Raw genomic sequence first — 15,922 nt, 5'->3', positions numbered from 1 at the left:
TGTGGCTTTTGTTTGTGACGGTTATTTGTGACGGTTTGCGTGGGTCTTGCTAAAAATTACACAAGGAGTTCGTACGTATGCGCACAGCAGAAATTGCAAAGCGTTATCTTGACTATTTTGCCAAGAATGGTCATATGGTTGTTCCTTCGGCTTCTCTTATTTCGCCGAACCCAACTACGTTATTTACTATCGCAGGCATGGTGCCGTTTATTCCTTACTTGCTCGGAGAGCAGACGCCTCCTTCGCGTCGTATGGCTTCGAATCAGAAGTGCGTTCGCACTCTAGATATTGACGAAGTTGGTAAGACTACTCGTCACGGCACCTTCTTCCAGATGGTTGGTAACTTCTCGTTTGGTGATTATTTTAAAGAGGAAGCTATTCACTACGCTTGGGAGCTTTTAACTAGTCCTCAAGATAAGGGCGGCTACGGTTTTGACCCTGAAAAGCTTTGGGTTACTACTTATACTGACGACGATGAAGCACGCGCAATTTGGAAGAACGAAGGCTTCGACCCAGAGCATATGCAAGTTTTCGGTATGGAAGATAACTTCTGGACTACCGGCGGCCCTGGTCCTGGCGGTCCATGCTCCGAAATCTACGTGGATCGCGGTCCTAAATATGGTCGCGATGGAGGTCCGGCTGCTGACGAATCTCGCTTTATTGAGATTTGGGATTTGGTTTTCGAAAATTACCAGGTAGATAACGTCAAATCTAAGACTGATTTGCATATTGCTGGCGAACTCGATCAAAAGAATATTGATACTGGCGCTGGTTTGGAGCGTTTGGCTTACCTTATGCAAGGTAAGGAAAATATTTACGAAACTGACGAAGTTTACCCAGTTATTGAAGCTGCAGAAAAGCTTAGTGGCGTAAAGTACGGCGATAATAATGATGCTGACGTGCGTTTCCGCGTTGTAGCAGATCACGTGCGTTCCGCTTTGATGATTATGAGCGATGGCGTGCGCCCAAGTAATGTTGGCCGCGGCTATGTGCTTCGTCGTCTTCTTCGCAGAACTGTTCGCGCAATGCGTATGCTTGGTGTGCAAGATCCAGTTTTGCCAACGCTTTTCCCAGTTTCTAAAGCTGCTATGGAACCAAGCTATCCAGAGCTTAATGATACTTTCCATGAGGTTAGCGAAGCTGCTTACGGTGAGGAAGACGCGTTCCGTCGCACTCTTGAAAAGGGCACGACTATTCTCGATTTGGCTGTTGAAAAAGCTAAGAAAGAGCACAAGGATGACCCTATGGTTGGCGGCTCCGACGCGTTTACTTTGCACGATACTTACGGCTTCCCAATCGAGTTGACTTTGGAGATGGCAGCTGAGCAGGGTGTTAAAGTGGACGAAGCTAAGTTCCGCGAGCTTATGAGCGAGCAGAAAGGTCGCGCTCGCGCTGACGCTTTGAAGAAGCGTCACAATGTGGACGTTAGCGTTTACGACGATATTAAGAAGTCGCTCGAAAAGCCAATCGACTTCCTCGGTTACACTGACTTCTCCAGCCGTTCTAACGTTTTGGCAATTGTTGAAGCAGGTAAAGGCTCTGTTAAAAGCGTTACTGCTCCTGCAAACGTTGAGATTATTCTCGACCGCACGCCATTCTACGCTGAGCGCGGCGGCCAGATTGCTGACCAGGGCGAGATTATTTCCGATGACGGCGCGATTTTGGAAGTTGACGATGTTCAGCGACCAATCAAGGATTTGATTGTTCACAGCTGCCGACTTACCGAAGGAACTCTTAGCGTTGGTGCTCCTGTAAACACCAATATTGACCAGGTTCGTAGAGCTGCTTTGGCTCGAAGCCACACTGCTACGCATACCCTTCACAAGGCTTTGCGAGAAGAGCTTGGTCCACAGGCAACTCAGCGCGGTTCCGTGGTTGATCCAGACCGCTTGCGCTTCGACTTCCAGTGGCCAAAGGCTGTTGATAAGGATGCGCTTTCTCGCGTTGAAGCTCGCGTAAACGAGCGTATTCGCGACGATTTGCAGGTTGTTCCTAAGGAAATGCCAATCGACGACGCTTTTAAGCTTGGAGCAATGCACTTGTTCGGCGAAAAGTACGGCGATGTTGTGCGCGTTGTTGAAATCGGCGACGGTTGGAGCCGCGAGCTTTGCGGTGGCACTCACGCTAAGAGCACCGGAAAGATTGGTATGGTTACAATCCTTTCCGAGTCTTCTATTGGCTCTGGTGTGCGCAGAATCGACGCTCTTTGCGGCGAGGCAGCGTACGAGTATGGCGCCCGCGAGCACACTTTGGTTGCGCAATTAGCAGACATGGTTAATGCTCGCCCAGACGAGTTGGTTGAACGTTTGGAATCTTTGCTTAACAAGATGAAGGATTCTGATCGTAAGCTTGCTTCTGTTTACGAAGCTCAATTAAATGAAGCTGTACCAACATTAGTTGATGAAGTAAAGAATAGTAACGAAAAAGTTAAGTTGGCTCTTAAGAATGTTGGCAACTTTGGCTCATTCGATGCTTTGCGCAAGACAGTCCTAGATATTCGTGCTCGTTTAGGTGAAGATGCTCCAGTGGTTGTTGCACTTGCTGGTGTTAATGAAGACGATCGACCAATGATTGCAGTAGCTACAAACGAAGCTGCTCGCGGTCTTGGTGCTAAGGCTGGCGACTTGGTTCGTACTGCTTCCAAGGTGCTTGGTGGCGGCGGTGGCGGCAAGCCAGACTTCGCTCAGGGCGGTGGTACAGATGCTTCTAAGCTTGATGAAGCTCTCGAAGCTGCGAAATCAGAAGTAGCTAAGCTCGCCTAGTGCGTGTTTTACAGCTTAAAAATTTACGAATCTATACCAAAAGCAACACGAAATATGGTGTGGTTAGGTATTGATTTAGGTGACGCAAGGGTCGGACTTGCACTTTCCGACCCTGGTCTCACCTTTGCACATCCTATTGGTAATGTGCAAGTGTTTGGAGATTCCTTCCATGCTATAGATGAAGTGCTTGAAGTTATTGAAGATAACAATGTAGAAAAAGTTGTTATAGGCTTGCCTTTGCAACTTGATGGCACTGAAGGAAAATCTGCTAAAAAAGCTCTGCGCTGGGGGAAGAATCTAATAAAACGCATGCAAATATTGCATGACGAAAAAGATTGGGCGTTGGATTATATGCCAGAAGTAGTTTGGAAAGATGAGCGTTTGACAACAGTAAGTGCTCATCGTCAGCTTTTGCAAGCGGATCTTTCTACTAAAAAGCATCGTCCAATGGTAGATCAGCAGTCGGCAGTGTTGATTTTGCAGTCTGCGCTTGACGCAAATAATGCAGAGTAGTTTTGAAAATCGAATAAAAGCAGAAATAGCGAAGAGGAGAATAGCGTGTCTGACAATTTTGATGAATTTTTTGACAAACATGCAAAGTGGACTGAGCATGATGGCGAGCCGTCGTCAGAATCATCTAATTCTTCTAAATACAAGTCTTCGACTGTTAGCTCCAGAAAACGTGCTAAAGCTCGTCTTGAAGCAAAAAAACGCAGGCGTAGAGCAAAAGTCGTTTTATCTATTCTGCTCGTATTCGTATTAGCTGTTGTTGGATATTTTGGATACAGTGCGGTTCGCGCGTGGAAATTATCTCAAAATAGCGAGTCTGTTGCAGATTGGCCAGGCCCAGGCTTTGGAACGGTTGAGTTTACTATTGACACCGGCGAGGGTGCTATTAGCGTTGCCAACAAATTAGTTAAGGCAAATGTTGTTAAATCTCAATCAGCTTTTACTTCAGCTGTTTCTGCAAATAATAAAATTTTGTATCCTGGCGTTTACTCACTGAAAAAACATATGGCTGCTATTGATGTAGTTGATATTCTTTCAGATCAAACAAAAGCAGGCGGATTCCTTGAAGTTCGTGCAGGGGATCACGCAGCAGACGTTTTGCAAAAAGCTTCAACATTATCTGGAATAAGTTTAGATAAATTCAAGGCTGCGTTAGCTGATGGTGCTGCAGGAATTCTGCCTGCTGAAGCAAACGGTAGTGTTGAAGGCTGGCTAGAGCCTGGAGCTTATAACGTAAAAGCTATGAAAAGTGCGGATGCTATTCTTTCCGCAATGGTAAAAAAGCGTATTGAAAAACTTGATTCTCTTGGAATTCCTAAAGGTAAAGATAGAGAAAAAGCCTTAATTATGGCATCTATTGCCGAAGCTGAAGTGAATAATCGCGAATATTATGGCAAAGTTATTCGCGTAATACTGAACCGTTTGGCAAAAGATATGCCTCTTGGAATGGACTCTACAATTGGCTACGGAGCGGGAGTAAAACCTATAAAGCTTACGCAATCAATGCTAGATAATCCAAATAATCCTTACAATACTCGCATTCACAAGGGTTTGACTCCTACGCCTATTGGTATTGCTGGAGACAACGCTCTTCTTGCCACTATTAAGCCTCAAGACGGTCCGTGGCTTTACTTCGTCACCACGAATTTGAAAACTGGCGAAACGAAGTTTGCGGATAATAAAGACGACTTTTTGAAGTTCCGCGACGAGTACAAGCGCAACAATCCTGAAGGCAACTAAACTAAAGCTTGTTTTTGTTTTCCTTGATGTGGCGCGAGTTTTGGGGGATTTCTCTCCTCGCACGTCCCGTCCTTCGTGCGCTCTGGCTGCTAAAAGAGTTTAGTGTGTTCGCCTTTCTTTAAAGAATGTAGCTTCTCAGTCCTCTTTTAGTGCTCGTAGAGAAATCCCCCAAAACTCTGCGTGTTTAATCGTTAATAACCTCGTTTTATCGCAGAGATTTTTCGATTTTTCTTCTTCGCTTGGCGAATCAGCAGCCTGCGGCTCTGACGTTCGCCGCGCTCAGTGCGAAAAATCTCAAATCTCTACCACACTAATATCCACACGACTGAATGATGCAAAATTAAACTATTAAAATATAGCTTTTAACCACATATATGTTTTGAGGTTGTAACAGTTTCGCAAGTTTTCGTAATCTGCTTTAATGAAGCAATTAATTATTACGATACTATCGGTGCTGCCAACGCTCACATGTTTAATTTCAGTTTGCGCAACAGACATAAAAAGTCGCGTAGTGCCAAGACTTTGGGTTGTTATTGCAGGAATTTTTCAATCTTTTGCGAATCTCATATATTCGATTATTTTATTTAGAAATATTAGCGTGCTTATTTTCGGCTGGATTTCTTGCGTAATTATTTTTGTAATTTACTGGAGTATGCGAAAAATTTCCGCAAAAAATGCTATTGGCTTCGGAGATGTTACGAGCGCGTCGATGATTGCGCAAGCCTTGGTATTATTCGGCTTTTACTGCTTAATTTACTGGTTCGCTTTAGTTGGAGCAGTTGGCTTACTTTGGCTTTTGCTATGGAAAATTTACTGCAAAATCTGCTCGCCAATCAACGCATCAATACCATTCGTACCAGTAGAAGCAATATCTGCAATACTCGCAGCATTGCTGTCAATAACAACCAGCTCAATACTTGGTAGTTAGTAGAGTAGAGTATTTAGACGCGTAAATTGCTTGAGAAAGGAGAAATGGCATGCTTAGATGGCAAACGGCAGGGGAGTCGCACGGTGAAGCGTTAGTAGCCATGATTGAAGGTTTGCCGGCTGGCGTGCATATTACTAGCGATGATGTAGTTTCGGCACTTGCTCGCCGTCGCCTTGGTTATGGTCGTGGCGCGCGTATGAAGTTTGAGCAAGACAAAGTGCGTCTTTTAACTGGAGTTCGCCACGGCGTAACGCTTGGTTCTCCGATTGCTGTAGAAATCGCGAATACAGAGTGGCCAAAGTGGACCGAAGTAATGAGTGCAGATCCTTTGGATCACGAGGTTGAGCAAGTTGGCAGAAATGCTCCTTTGAGCCGCCCTCGTCCAGGGCATGCGGATTTAACTGGTATGCGCAAGTATGGTTTTAATGATGCTCGCGAAGTTTTAGAGCGTTCGAGCGCTAGGGAAACAGCTTCGCGCGTTGCTTTGGGTGCTATTGCTGATGCGTTTTTACAGCAAGCTTTAGGCGTGCGCACAGTTGCGCATGTTATCGGCATCGGCGGCGAATACACTAACAAAAGTTTAGCTTTACCAACACCAGATGATGTTGCTGCTTTGGATGCTTCTCCAGTTCGCACTCTTGACAAAGATGCGCAAGCGCGAATGATGGCTCGCATCGACGAAGCAAAAGCAAATGCAGATACGCTCGGTGGAGTAGTGGAAGTGCTTGCTTACGGCATGCCTGCAGGAGTTGGCACATACGTTGAGTCGGATCGTCGCTTGGATGCGGCTCTCGCGAGCGCGATTATGGGAATTCAGGCTATTAAAGGCGTGGAAATTGGCGACGGTTTTGCAGAAGCAGATCGCCCCGGATCGGCCGCGCACGACGAAATGGTAACAGACGAAAATGGGAAAATTAAGCGTCTTACTAATCGAGCTGGAGGAATTGAAGGCGGAATGTCGAACGGCGAAATCATTCGCGTGCGCGCTGCAATGAAACCAATTCCGTCTATTCCACGCGCTTTGCGCACAGTGGATGTGCTTACTGGCGAAGCTGCTCAAGCTATTAATCAGCGCTCTGATTTCACTGCTGTGCCAGCTGCTTCTGTAGTTGCAGAAGCGATGGTAAGGCTTACTTTAGCTAAGTATGCTTTGGAAAAATTCGGCGGAGATTCTTTGCAAGAAACGCGCCGAAATGTGGAGTCTTACGTAGCTTCCTGGCCGGAGAATATGAAATGAGCAACACTAAACTTCCGCTAGCTGTTATTATTGGCATGCCTGCTGCTGGAAAAACGCGTGTTGGCCGCGAAGTTGCGCATCTTATGAATCTGCCTTTTTATGATACAGATGACATGATCGAGTGCGATATTGATATGTCAATACCGCAATATTTCGAGGAATATGGCCAGGATGCTTTTCGTAAAATAGAAGCTCGCATAGTGCGAGAGGCAATTTTGGGAGATACACCTATAGAAGATTCTACAAAGGGAATAGTTTCGCTTGGTGGCGGTGCGCCTATGCGTGAAGAAACTCAAAAAGTTTTGCGTGAGTATATGCGTAGTGGTGGTCGCGTTGTGTATTTGCAAGCAAATGCTAAAGAGGCTATTGAGCGTGCAAGCTGGAATAATAATCGTCCTATGTTTTCTGGAGAAGATGCGCAAAAGCGTTGGATGGAATTATTTGAGCAGAGAGATCCTGTTTTTAGAGCGGTATCGAATATTCACATGCAAACAAAAGGTTCGACTCCGTATATGGCTGCAGAAAAATTAAGGAGCATGATTATGCAACGTATTGTGCACGTAACAGGTGAAGGAATTGAACCATACGATGTGCGAATTGGTGACGGTGCAATGCAACTTCTGCCGCAAATGCTTGGGACTAAGCCAGTTAAAGTGGCGTTAGTTCACACGCAACCTGTTCAGCGTCATAGCGACAAAGCTCGAACTATTTTGCGCCAATCTGGTTACGAAGTTTTCGACATGTTAATTCCGGATGCAGAAGCTGGAAAAACTATTAAAGTTGCAAGTGGATTGTGGGCTAACCTGGCAGAAGCTGGTTTTACTCGTTCGGATGCAATTGTTGGTTTAGGTGGAGGAGCAGCAACGGATGTCGCTGGCTTTGTTGCTGCAACTTGGATGCGTGGAATTCGCTATGTAAACTGCCCTACTTCGCTTCTTGCGATGGTTGACGCGTCTACGGGCGGTAAAACTGGTATTAATACGGATGCTGGAAAGAATCTAGTCGGCAGCTTTTACACTCCAGCTGGCGTTTTAGCAGATACTTCTACGCTTGCAACTCTTCCAAACGATATTCTTATTGAAGGCTTGGGCGAGGTTGCAAAATCTGGTTTTATTCGCGATGGCGAAATTTTGAAGATTCTTAGCGATGCCAATAACGCAAGGCTTTTGCGTGAATTTAATGGGGATGATTTAGAAAATAATAACGAACTTCATGAACTGCTCGTGGAGCTTATTGAACGCACAGTTAAAGTAAAGGCGTATCACGTATCGAGCGATTTAAAAGAGCAGGGTTTGCGCGAGTTTTTGAACTACGGGCATACGCTTGGCCACGCGATTGAGCAGATTGAGCATTTCCGCTGGCGTCATGGAAACGCTGTAGCTGTTGGTATGGTTTTTGCGGCGGAGCTTGCGCAAATTTTAGGATATTTGGATGCGGGAGACGTTGCGTATCATCGTTCGCTTTTGGATTCGCTTGGATTGCCAACTTCGTGGCAGTGTGCAAAAGATGCGGATGCCGCTTTTGAGTGCGTGCTTAACCTTATGCATCGCGACAAAAAAGCGCGCGGCAACATGCTACGTTTCGTAATTTTGGATGGTATTTCTAATCCTATGCATTTAGACAATCCGCCTATTGAAGCTGTTCGTGAAGCTTTTGAGCGCGTTTATAAGCAAAATTAATTAATCTTGCGAGGTAAAAATGGAAAATCAGCATACAAAAAAAGTGCTTGTTGTAAACGGACCGAATTTGGGTCGTTTAGGCGTGCGTCAGCCGGACGTGTACGGTAGTGAGAACTTTGAAACTTTGCGCGAGAAATGCGAAAAGTGGGGTGCGGAACTTGGGTTTGAAGTAGAAGTGCGCCAAAGTGACGACGAAGCGCAAATGGTTCACTGGATGCACGAAGCTGCAGATACTCATACGCCTGTTGTTATGAATCCTGCCGCTTTCACACACTACAGTTACGCGCTCGCGGACGCTGTTCACATGGTTTTGGATGCTGGAGTTCCGCTCATGGAAGTGCATATTTCTAATCCTGCTGCGCGCGATGCTTTTCGTAAAATTAGTGTAATTAGTCCTGTTGCAACCGGCACTATTACAGGCATGGGATTATACGGCTATAAGCTCGCTTTGGAAGCTGTTGCGCATCTTGTTTGATTTTGTTCGATTTTTTGCGAATCAACACCCAGCGTCGAGGCTCGAAGATACCATGGAGTTCCATGGTTAGAAGACAACATGGTAACTCTCAGGAGCATATTACAAAGCATATTTTTGTCACAGGTGGCGTAGTTTCGTCCCTCGGAAAAGGCCTTACAGCATCATCTTTAGGTCGACTTTTACGCAGTCGCGGATTGCATGTATTACAACAAAAACTCGACCCTTATATCAATGTTGACCCGGGTACAATGAACCCATTCCAGCATGGCGAAGTCTATGTTACGGAAGATGGTGCAGAAACAGATCTCGATATTGGTCATTACGAGCGATTCCTCGATGTTTTCTTAAGCCAGAAAGCGAATGTAACTACAGGTCAGATTTATCAATCTGTGCTTCGTAAGGAGCGCGCTGGCGAATATTTGGGTCAGTGCGTGCAAGTTATTCCGCATATTACTGGCGAGATTAAGTCGCGTATGCGCGCGCAAGCTTCCGACGATGTAGACGTGATTATTACGGAAATCGGCGGCACAGTTGGCGATATTGAATCCCAGCCATTCTTGGAGGCTGCTCGCGAAGTTCGTCGCGATTTAGGTCCTGAAAACTGCATGTTTGTGCACGTTTCTTTGGTACCTTATATTGCTGCAGCGCACGAGTTGAAGACTAAGCCAACTCAGCATTCTGTGATGATGCTGCGTCAGCTTGGTATTTCTCCAGACGCGCTTGTTTTGCGCTCCGATCGTCCGCTTAATCAGGCTATTAAAGACAAGATTTCGCTTATGTGTGATGTCGATGCTGAAGGCGTTGTGAACTGCGTTGACGCTCCAAGCATTTACGATGTGCCGAAGATTTTGTTCAACGAGGGCTTGGACGCTTACGTTGTTCGCGAGCTTGAGCTTCCATTCCACGATGTTGATTGGAACGAGTGGGAAGATTTGCTTGAGCGCGTGCATCATCCAAAGCATGAGCTAAACATTGCAATCGTTGGAAAGTATATTGATTTGCCGGATGCTTACCTTTCTGTTACCGAGGCTATTAAAGCTGGCGGTTTTGCAAACTGGGCTAAGGTGAATGTGCGCTGGGTTGCTGCCGACAAGTGCGAAACTCAAGAAGGTGCAGCTGCGGCTCTTGACCAAATGGACGGCATGGTTATTCCAGGCGGCTTCGGCATTCGCGGTATTGAAGGTAAGATTGGCGCACTTCGTTACGCTCGCGAGCATGGTTTGCCAACGCTTGGTCTTTGCCTTGGCTTGCAATCTATGGTTATTGAGTACGCTCGTCACGTGCTTGGGCTTGAGGATGCTAATTCCACTGAGTTCGAGAAGGATTGTGGCGATCCAGTAATTGCGACTATGGAAGAGCAGAAGGATATCGTGGCTGGTAAGGGAGATATGGGTCACACAATGCGACTTGGCTCTTACCCTGCAATGCTTGAAGAAGGTTCTATTGTTGCTGAGCTTTACGGCACTACGCATGTTACTGAGCGTCACCGTCACCGTTATGAAGTGAACGTGGCATATAAGGATCGTTTGCGTGAAGCCGGCTTGCGTATTAGCGGTCAAAGCCCAGATGGTAATTTGACTGAGTTTGTGGAGCTTCCTAAGAGTGTTCACCCATTCTATGTTGCAACTCAAGCTCATCCAGAGTTTAAGTCTCGCCCAACTAAACCTCATCCACTGTTTGCTGGATTGGTTGCGGCAGCACTGGAACATCAGGAAGCTGCTGCTAGTAGTAAGGCTGATAAGTAAGGCTTAAGTAAGAATTAAGTAAATAGAAATAAGCGGTAAGACTGGGTTTTCCTAAGTTTTGCCGCTTTTTCATTCGCAACCGATCTTTTCTTTACACGCGCGTAAAGTTTCTGCCGTTTTTGTTTTATTAGATTGTGATAAACATTACGTTTTGCGCGTAACACGGCTATACCAAGAAATCGCATTACGAGGTAACCTTAGATAGGTGATAATTGAGTGGGGAGAGTGCAAAAGTAGCGCTTGGGGAGCAGCTTTTGCCAATTGATACGTACCGCGCGCAGGTGTGCGTTAAGTATGGAGGTGTTACAGGCTTTATGAGCGATACTGGCAATATGAATGATACTGGCGTTACTGGCGATACAAGCGTTGCAGCAAGCGATGGTAATCTAGCAAAAAATAAAGCTGCAGACGTTGAAATGAGCCAGTATGTGGCAGATCGCGCTCGCGTAAACGAAGAGAAAATCCGCCAAGATGAGCAAATTGTTGCTGAATTTGGTGATTACAATTACGGCTGGCACGATTCGGACGCTGCAGGCGAGGCTGCAAAAAAGGGTATTGACGAGTCGGTTGTTCGCGCAATTTCTGCCGATAAAAACGAGCCGGAGTGGATGCTAGATCTTCGCTTGCAAGGCTACCGCGCGTTTTTGCAAAAGCCAATGCCGGATTGGGGCGTGGATTTAAGCGGTTTTGACGCTGACGATTTTAAATACTACGTGCGCCCGGTTCACGATCAAGCAAAAACTTGGGACGATTTGCCGGAAGATATTCGCAAAACTTACGATCGCTTAGGCATTCCGGAAGCGGAGAAAAAGCGCTTAGTTTCAGGCGTTGCAGCACAGTACGAGTCGGAAGTTATTTACAATTCGATTCGCGAAGACTTGGCAGCTCAAGGCGTGATTTTTGTTGACACGGATACGGCAGTGCAAAAGTATCCGGAGCTTGTAAAAAAGTATTTCGCAACCGTGATCCCTGTTGACGACAACAAGTTTGCGGCTCTTAACACCGCGGCTTGGAGTGGCGGCTCGTTCGTGTATGTTCCAAAAGGCGTGCACGTGGATATTCCGCTTCAAGCTTACTTTAGAATTAATACGCCGAACATGGGTCAGTTTGAGCGAACGCTTATTATTGCGGACGAAGGCTCTTATGTGCATTACGTTGAAGGTTGCACGGCTCCAATTTATTCCACGGATTCGCTTCACGCTGCAAACGTTGAAATTGTTGTGGAAAAGCATGCGCGTGTGCGTTACACAACAGTGCAAAACTGGTCAAATAACGTGTATAACTTGGTAACTCAGCGAGCTTACGTGCGCGAGGGCGGCACAATGGAGTGGGTTGACGGAAACATCGGCTCCAAAGCTACTATGAAGTATCCTGCTTGTATTCTTGCCGAGCCTTATGCAAAAGCGGAGACTATGTCTTTGAGTTTTGCTGGCCGCGGACAATATCAAGATACTGGTGCGAAGATGATTCATTTAGCTCCTCACACGAGTTCTACGATTGTTGCTAAGTCGATTTCGCGCGGCGGCGGACGTTCAGCTTACCGCGGTCTTGTGAAGATTATTAAGGGTGCGAAGGGCTCTAGTTCGTCTGTTGTGTGCGATGCTTTGCTTGTTGACGATTTTTCCAGGTCCGATACTTATCCGCATGTTGACGTGCGCGAAGATGACGTTTCGATGGCTCACGAGGCCACTGTTTCCAAGGTTTCGGAGGATCAGCTTTTCTATTTGATGAGTCGAGGGCTTGAAGAAAAAGAGGCTATGGGCATGATTGTTCGCGGCTTCGTGGAGCCGATTAGCCGCGAGCTGCCAATGGAGTACGCGCTTGAGTTGAATCGCTTAGTTGAGTTGCAAATGGAAGGATCCGTGGGCTGATGAGCGAAGATTTAAAAGAGAATTTAGGCAATAAAATGACGGAAAAAGAAATTACTATTCCTATAGCAGACCCTAATGATCCGTATGCGGTTCCTGCAGCAATGCCTTCTAGCGCAGATAAATCCGTGCGCTCGTTTAATGTGGAAGATTTTGCGATTCCAACTAGAAAGCAGGAAGATTGGCGATATACTCCAGTTGAGCGAATTTCCGAGTTTTTCGAGCGTTTTGAACCATCTAATAGTATTCAAGTAACTCTTGAAGGTGTTGGTGGAGCTGCATTGGATGATTCTTACGTTGGTAGCGACGGTTCCGTAAGTTTGCAAGTAAAGCCGAAAAACGAGGCTCCTCATACCGATATGAAGCCGTCTGATCGCGTAGCTGCAGTCGCGTGGAATACAGCGAAATCTGCATACGTGCTTCACGTATCTGGCGAAATCAAAAAGCCAATCGTACTGAAAATTCAGGGTGATAATGTTAATACGCTTGACGCATTGCACTTAGTAATCGAAGCGGATTCTCGCTCGAATGCTGACATTATTATCGAACATACCGGCTGCGCAAAACTTGCTGAAGGTGTGGAAATCATCCTCGGAAAGCACGCGCACGTTTCTACTACCTTTATTCAAGAGTGGGATTCGGGCAGTAAACACGTTGGAAATCAGCGTATTCACGTTGGTGAGGGAGCTTCGCTTCGCCACACGATGGTCACTCTTGGCGGAGATGTTGTGCGCATTCGCATGGATCAGGATTTTGGCGGCGAACAGGGTGATTTGAACATGCTCGGCATGTATTTTGTGGATCCAGGCGAGCATGTTGAGCACCGCACAATGGTTGTGCACAATTATCCGGAATGCAAGTCCAGAGTAGTGTACAAGGGTGCCTTGGAAGGGAAGGGAGCGCATTCAACTTGGGTTGGAAACGCGCTTATTAAGCCGGAAGCTCCTGGCACAGATTCGTACGAGTTGAACCGTAATTTGGTGCTCACTCCTGGCGCAATCGCCGATTCTGAGCCAAATTTGGAAATTGAAAACGGCAATATTATTGGCGCGGGTCATGCAAGTTCAGTTGGACGATTTGACGACGAAGAGCTTTTCTACCTGCAGTCTCGCGGAGTTAGTGAGGTTGAAGCCAGAAAGCTTGTTGTGCGTGGATTCTTTAACGAGCTTATTGAAGAAATTGGCGTTCCGGAAATTGTTGATCACTTAATGAAGGCGATTGAGCGCCGTCTTGCAAGAACGGAAGAATAGGAGAAAAACATGTCAACTTTGGAAATTAAGGATTTGTACGCTTCTGTAGAAACAAAAGAAGGTCGCAAGCAAATCTTAAAAGGCGTAAATCTTACAGTTAATTCTGGCGAAACTCACGCAATCATGGGTCCTAACGGATCTGGAAAGTCTACTCTTGCCTACACTTTGGCAGGACACCCAAAGTATGAAGTCGATTCGGGTCAAGTTCTTCTCGACGGCGAAGATATTTTGAAAATGACTCCTGATGAGCGCGCAAAAGCTGGATTATTCCTCGCAATGCAATATCCAGTAGAGGTACCGGGCGTATCTATGACGAACTTCCTTCGTACTGCAAAAACTGAAGTCGAAGGCAAAGCTCCATCTTTAAGAAGCTGGGTGAAAGAACTTAGCGAGGCTATGAAAAAGCTTCGAATGGATCCAAAATTTGCGTCGCGTTCTGTAAACGAAGGCTTCTCCGGCGGCGAAAAGAAGCGTGCGGAAGTTTTGCAATTAGAGCTTTTGAAACCAAAGTTTGCAATTTTGGATGAAACTGATTCTGGTCTAGACGTTGACGCGCTTCGAATTGTGTCTGAAGGCGTGAATCGCGCCAAAGAGAACACCGGTTTGGGCATTATGATGGTCACGCATTACACGCGAATCCTCAAGTATATTAAGCCGGATATTGTGCACGTTTTTGCGCAAGGTCACTTTGTAAAGACTGCAGGACCGGAGCTTGCGGACGAGCTGGAAGAAGAAGGCTACGACAAGTATTTGCCGGAAGGTGCAACTGAGTCGGCACTGGCTTAAGCGCGGTTCAAATACAGTTTAATCTATCTGTATATTCGTAAAAATAGCGTCAAAATAGCGTAAAAAACGGTTTAATATGACTACAGTGACTACAGAAAATATTATGCGAGAATTTAGTGATTTGTGCTCGCAGTTTCCGATTTTAAGTCGCACGGTTCACGGCACTTCGCTTCACGATACTGTGCACGGAAAACCCTTGATTTACTTGGATTCTGCAGCTACTTCGCAAAAGCCGCAAGTTGTAATCGACGCCGAAAAAGAGTTTTACGAAACAATTAACGCTGGTGTGCACAGGGGAGCGCACGAGTTGGCGGCACTTTCCACGGTTGCGTTCGAAGAAGCGCGTGCGAAAGTTGCGCGTCTCGTTGGAGCTTGCGCGGATGCTGGCAGCGAGGAAATTATTGTTACTCCGGGCGCGACCGGCGCGTTTAATCTTTTCGCAACTGCTATTGGTAACGCTAGTGCGAAGGCGAGAATTTGCAAAAAAGACAGCGATGATTCTGCTGATTTCCGCCAAAATTTTGTGCTTCGAGAAGGCGATGTAATAGTCGTATCTCGCGCAGATCATCACTCTGTTTTGCTACCATTTCAAGAGCTGGCTCTTCGCACTGGAGCGGAGCTTCGTTGGATTGACGTAACAGAGGACGGCCGCGTGCGCACGGACGCGGATTATTTGCGAACAATTATTGACGAGCGCACGAAAATCGTTGCAGTTACGCATATTAGCAACGTTACTGGCGCGATTACGGATGTTTCGTCGATTTGCAAGCGCGCTCACGAAGTTGGTGCGATTTTTGTGCTCGACGCATGCCAGTCAGTGCCTCATATTCCGGTTGATTTTCACACTTTAAACGTTGATTTTGCGGCATTTAGTGCGCATAAAATGTATGGTCCTACAGGAGTTGGATTCTTGTATGGTCGCCGCGAGCTTTTGAACGCGCTTCCACCTGCCAATTTTGGCGGCTCAATGGTAGAGCTTGCGTGGCTTAACAAGCCGGCGCAATACATGGATGCGCCTTACCGTTTTGAGGCTGGAACTCAGCCGGTTGCGCAAATGGTTGCGGCTGGCGTTGCAGCGGATTGGTTGCGCGCGGTGGGCATGAATAAAGTTGCAGAGCATGAGCGGGAAATTGCTGCAGAATTGCTAAAATTGCAAGACGTTCCGGGAGTTCGCATTTTGGGGCCGGCTGATTTAGAGAATCGAATTGGCACGGTTGCTTTTGAAGTTGAAGGTGTGCATCCGCACGATGTTGGACAGTTTTTGGACGCGCAGGGCATTGCGATTCGCGTCGGACACCATTGTGCTCAGCCGATTCACCGTCATTTTGGCGTGTATGCTTCGAATCGCGCTTCTGTTGGCGTTTACAACACAGTTGACGAGGCTCGCGCGTTTGTTGAAGCAGTCTCACACGTTCGCGCCTACTTTGGCGCATAATATTGTTA

General features: G+C 46.5%; 12 protein-coding genes. All 12 read left to right on the top strand.

The features are described from left to right. Window positions 1–77 precede the first annotated feature (77 nt). The 12 genes from alaS to HXT32_RS05035 all read left to right on the top strand — a co-directional run bounded on the left by alaS (window position 78) and on the right by HXT32_RS05035 (window position 15,914). Window positions 78–2,762: an alanine--tRNA ligase gene (alaS, locus tag HXT32_RS05090; RefSeq protein ID WP_422118935.1), complete on the top strand. Its 2,685-nt coding sequence runs from the start codon at window positions 78–80 to the stop codon at window positions 2,760–2,762. 54 nt (window positions 2,763–2,816) lie between these two features. Next, entirely contained in the window at window positions 2,817–3,275 is a 459-nt protein-coding gene (gene ruvX, locus HXT32_RS05085; RefSeq protein ID WP_004110340.1) for a Holliday junction resolvase RuvX, read from the top strand. 45 nt (window positions 3,276–3,320) lie between these two features. Beyond that, window positions 3,321–4,511, top strand: coding sequence for an endolytic transglycosylase MltG (gene mltG, locus HXT32_RS05080; protein ID WP_415693317.1), 1,191 nt, complete (start codon window positions 3,321–3,323; stop codon window positions 4,509–4,511). 511 nt (window positions 4,512–5,022) lie between these two features. Beyond that, on the top strand, window positions 5,023–5,439 hold the full coding sequence (locus tag HXT32_RS05075; protein WP_081378921.1) for a peptidase A24: 417 nt from the start codon (window positions 5,023–5,025) through the stop codon (window positions 5,437–5,439). A 49-nt stretch (window positions 5,440–5,488) separates the two neighbouring features. Next, window positions 5,489–6,676, top strand: a complete 1,188-nt coding sequence (gene aroC, locus HXT32_RS05070) for a chorismate synthase (RefSeq protein WP_422118934.1) — start codon at window positions 5,489–5,491, stop codon at window positions 6,674–6,676. Beyond that, the gene (locus HXT32_RS05065) at window positions 6,673–8,355 is read left to right on the top strand and encodes a bifunctional shikimate kinase/3-dehydroquinate synthase (protein ID WP_422118933.1); all 1,683 of its coding nucleotides are present in this window, start codon (window positions 6,673–6,675) and stop codon (window positions 8,353–8,355) included. Before aroC ends, HXT32_RS05065 begins: the two co-directional genes overlap by 4 nt. Before the next feature lie 19 nt (window positions 8,356–8,374). Next, a complete protein-coding gene (gene aroQ / locus HXT32_RS05060; protein ID WP_064621559.1) occupies window positions 8,375–8,830 on the top strand; it encodes a type II 3-dehydroquinate dehydratase in 456 nt (151 codons plus the stop codon). A 62-nt stretch (window positions 8,831–8,892) separates the two neighbouring features. Beyond that, the gene (locus tag HXT32_RS05055; protein ID WP_415690094.1) at window positions 8,893–10,575 is read left to right on the top strand and encodes a CTP synthase; all 1,683 of its coding nucleotides are present in this window, start codon (window positions 8,893–8,895) and stop codon (window positions 10,573–10,575) included. 332 nt (window positions 10,576–10,907) lie between these two features. Then, the gene (gene sufB, locus HXT32_RS05050) at window positions 10,908–12,446 is read left to right on the top strand and encodes a Fe-S cluster assembly protein SufB (RefSeq protein ID WP_049762345.1); all 1,539 of its coding nucleotides are present in this window, start codon (window positions 10,908–10,910) and stop codon (window positions 12,444–12,446) included. Further along, a complete protein-coding gene (sufD, locus tag HXT32_RS05045) occupies window positions 12,446–13,693 on the top strand; it encodes a Fe-S cluster assembly protein SufD (protein WP_064621560.1) in 1,248 nt (415 codons plus the stop codon). Before sufB ends, sufD begins: the two co-directional genes overlap by 1 nt. Window positions 13,694–13,702: 9 nt before the next feature. Next, the gene (gene sufC / locus HXT32_RS05040) at window positions 13,703–14,479 is read left to right on the top strand and encodes a Fe-S cluster assembly ATPase SufC (protein ID WP_004110671.1); all 777 of its coding nucleotides are present in this window, start codon (window positions 13,703–13,705) and stop codon (window positions 14,477–14,479) included. A gap of 103 nt (window positions 14,480–14,582) precedes the next feature. Further along, on the top strand, window positions 14,583–15,914 hold the full coding sequence (locus HXT32_RS05035) for a SufS family cysteine desulfurase (RefSeq protein WP_422119083.1): 1,332 nt from the start codon (window positions 14,583–14,585) through the stop codon (window positions 15,912–15,914). Window positions 15,915–15,922: the final 8 nt, after the last annotated feature.

Source organism: Gardnerella sp. DNF00747 (assembly GCF_049262675.1).
GTDB classification, from domain to species: domain Bacteria; phylum Actinomycetota; class Actinomycetes; order Actinomycetales; family Bifidobacteriaceae; genus Bifidobacterium; species Bifidobacterium swidsinskii.
This window is presented reverse-complemented; position numbering and strand designations above follow the sequence as displayed.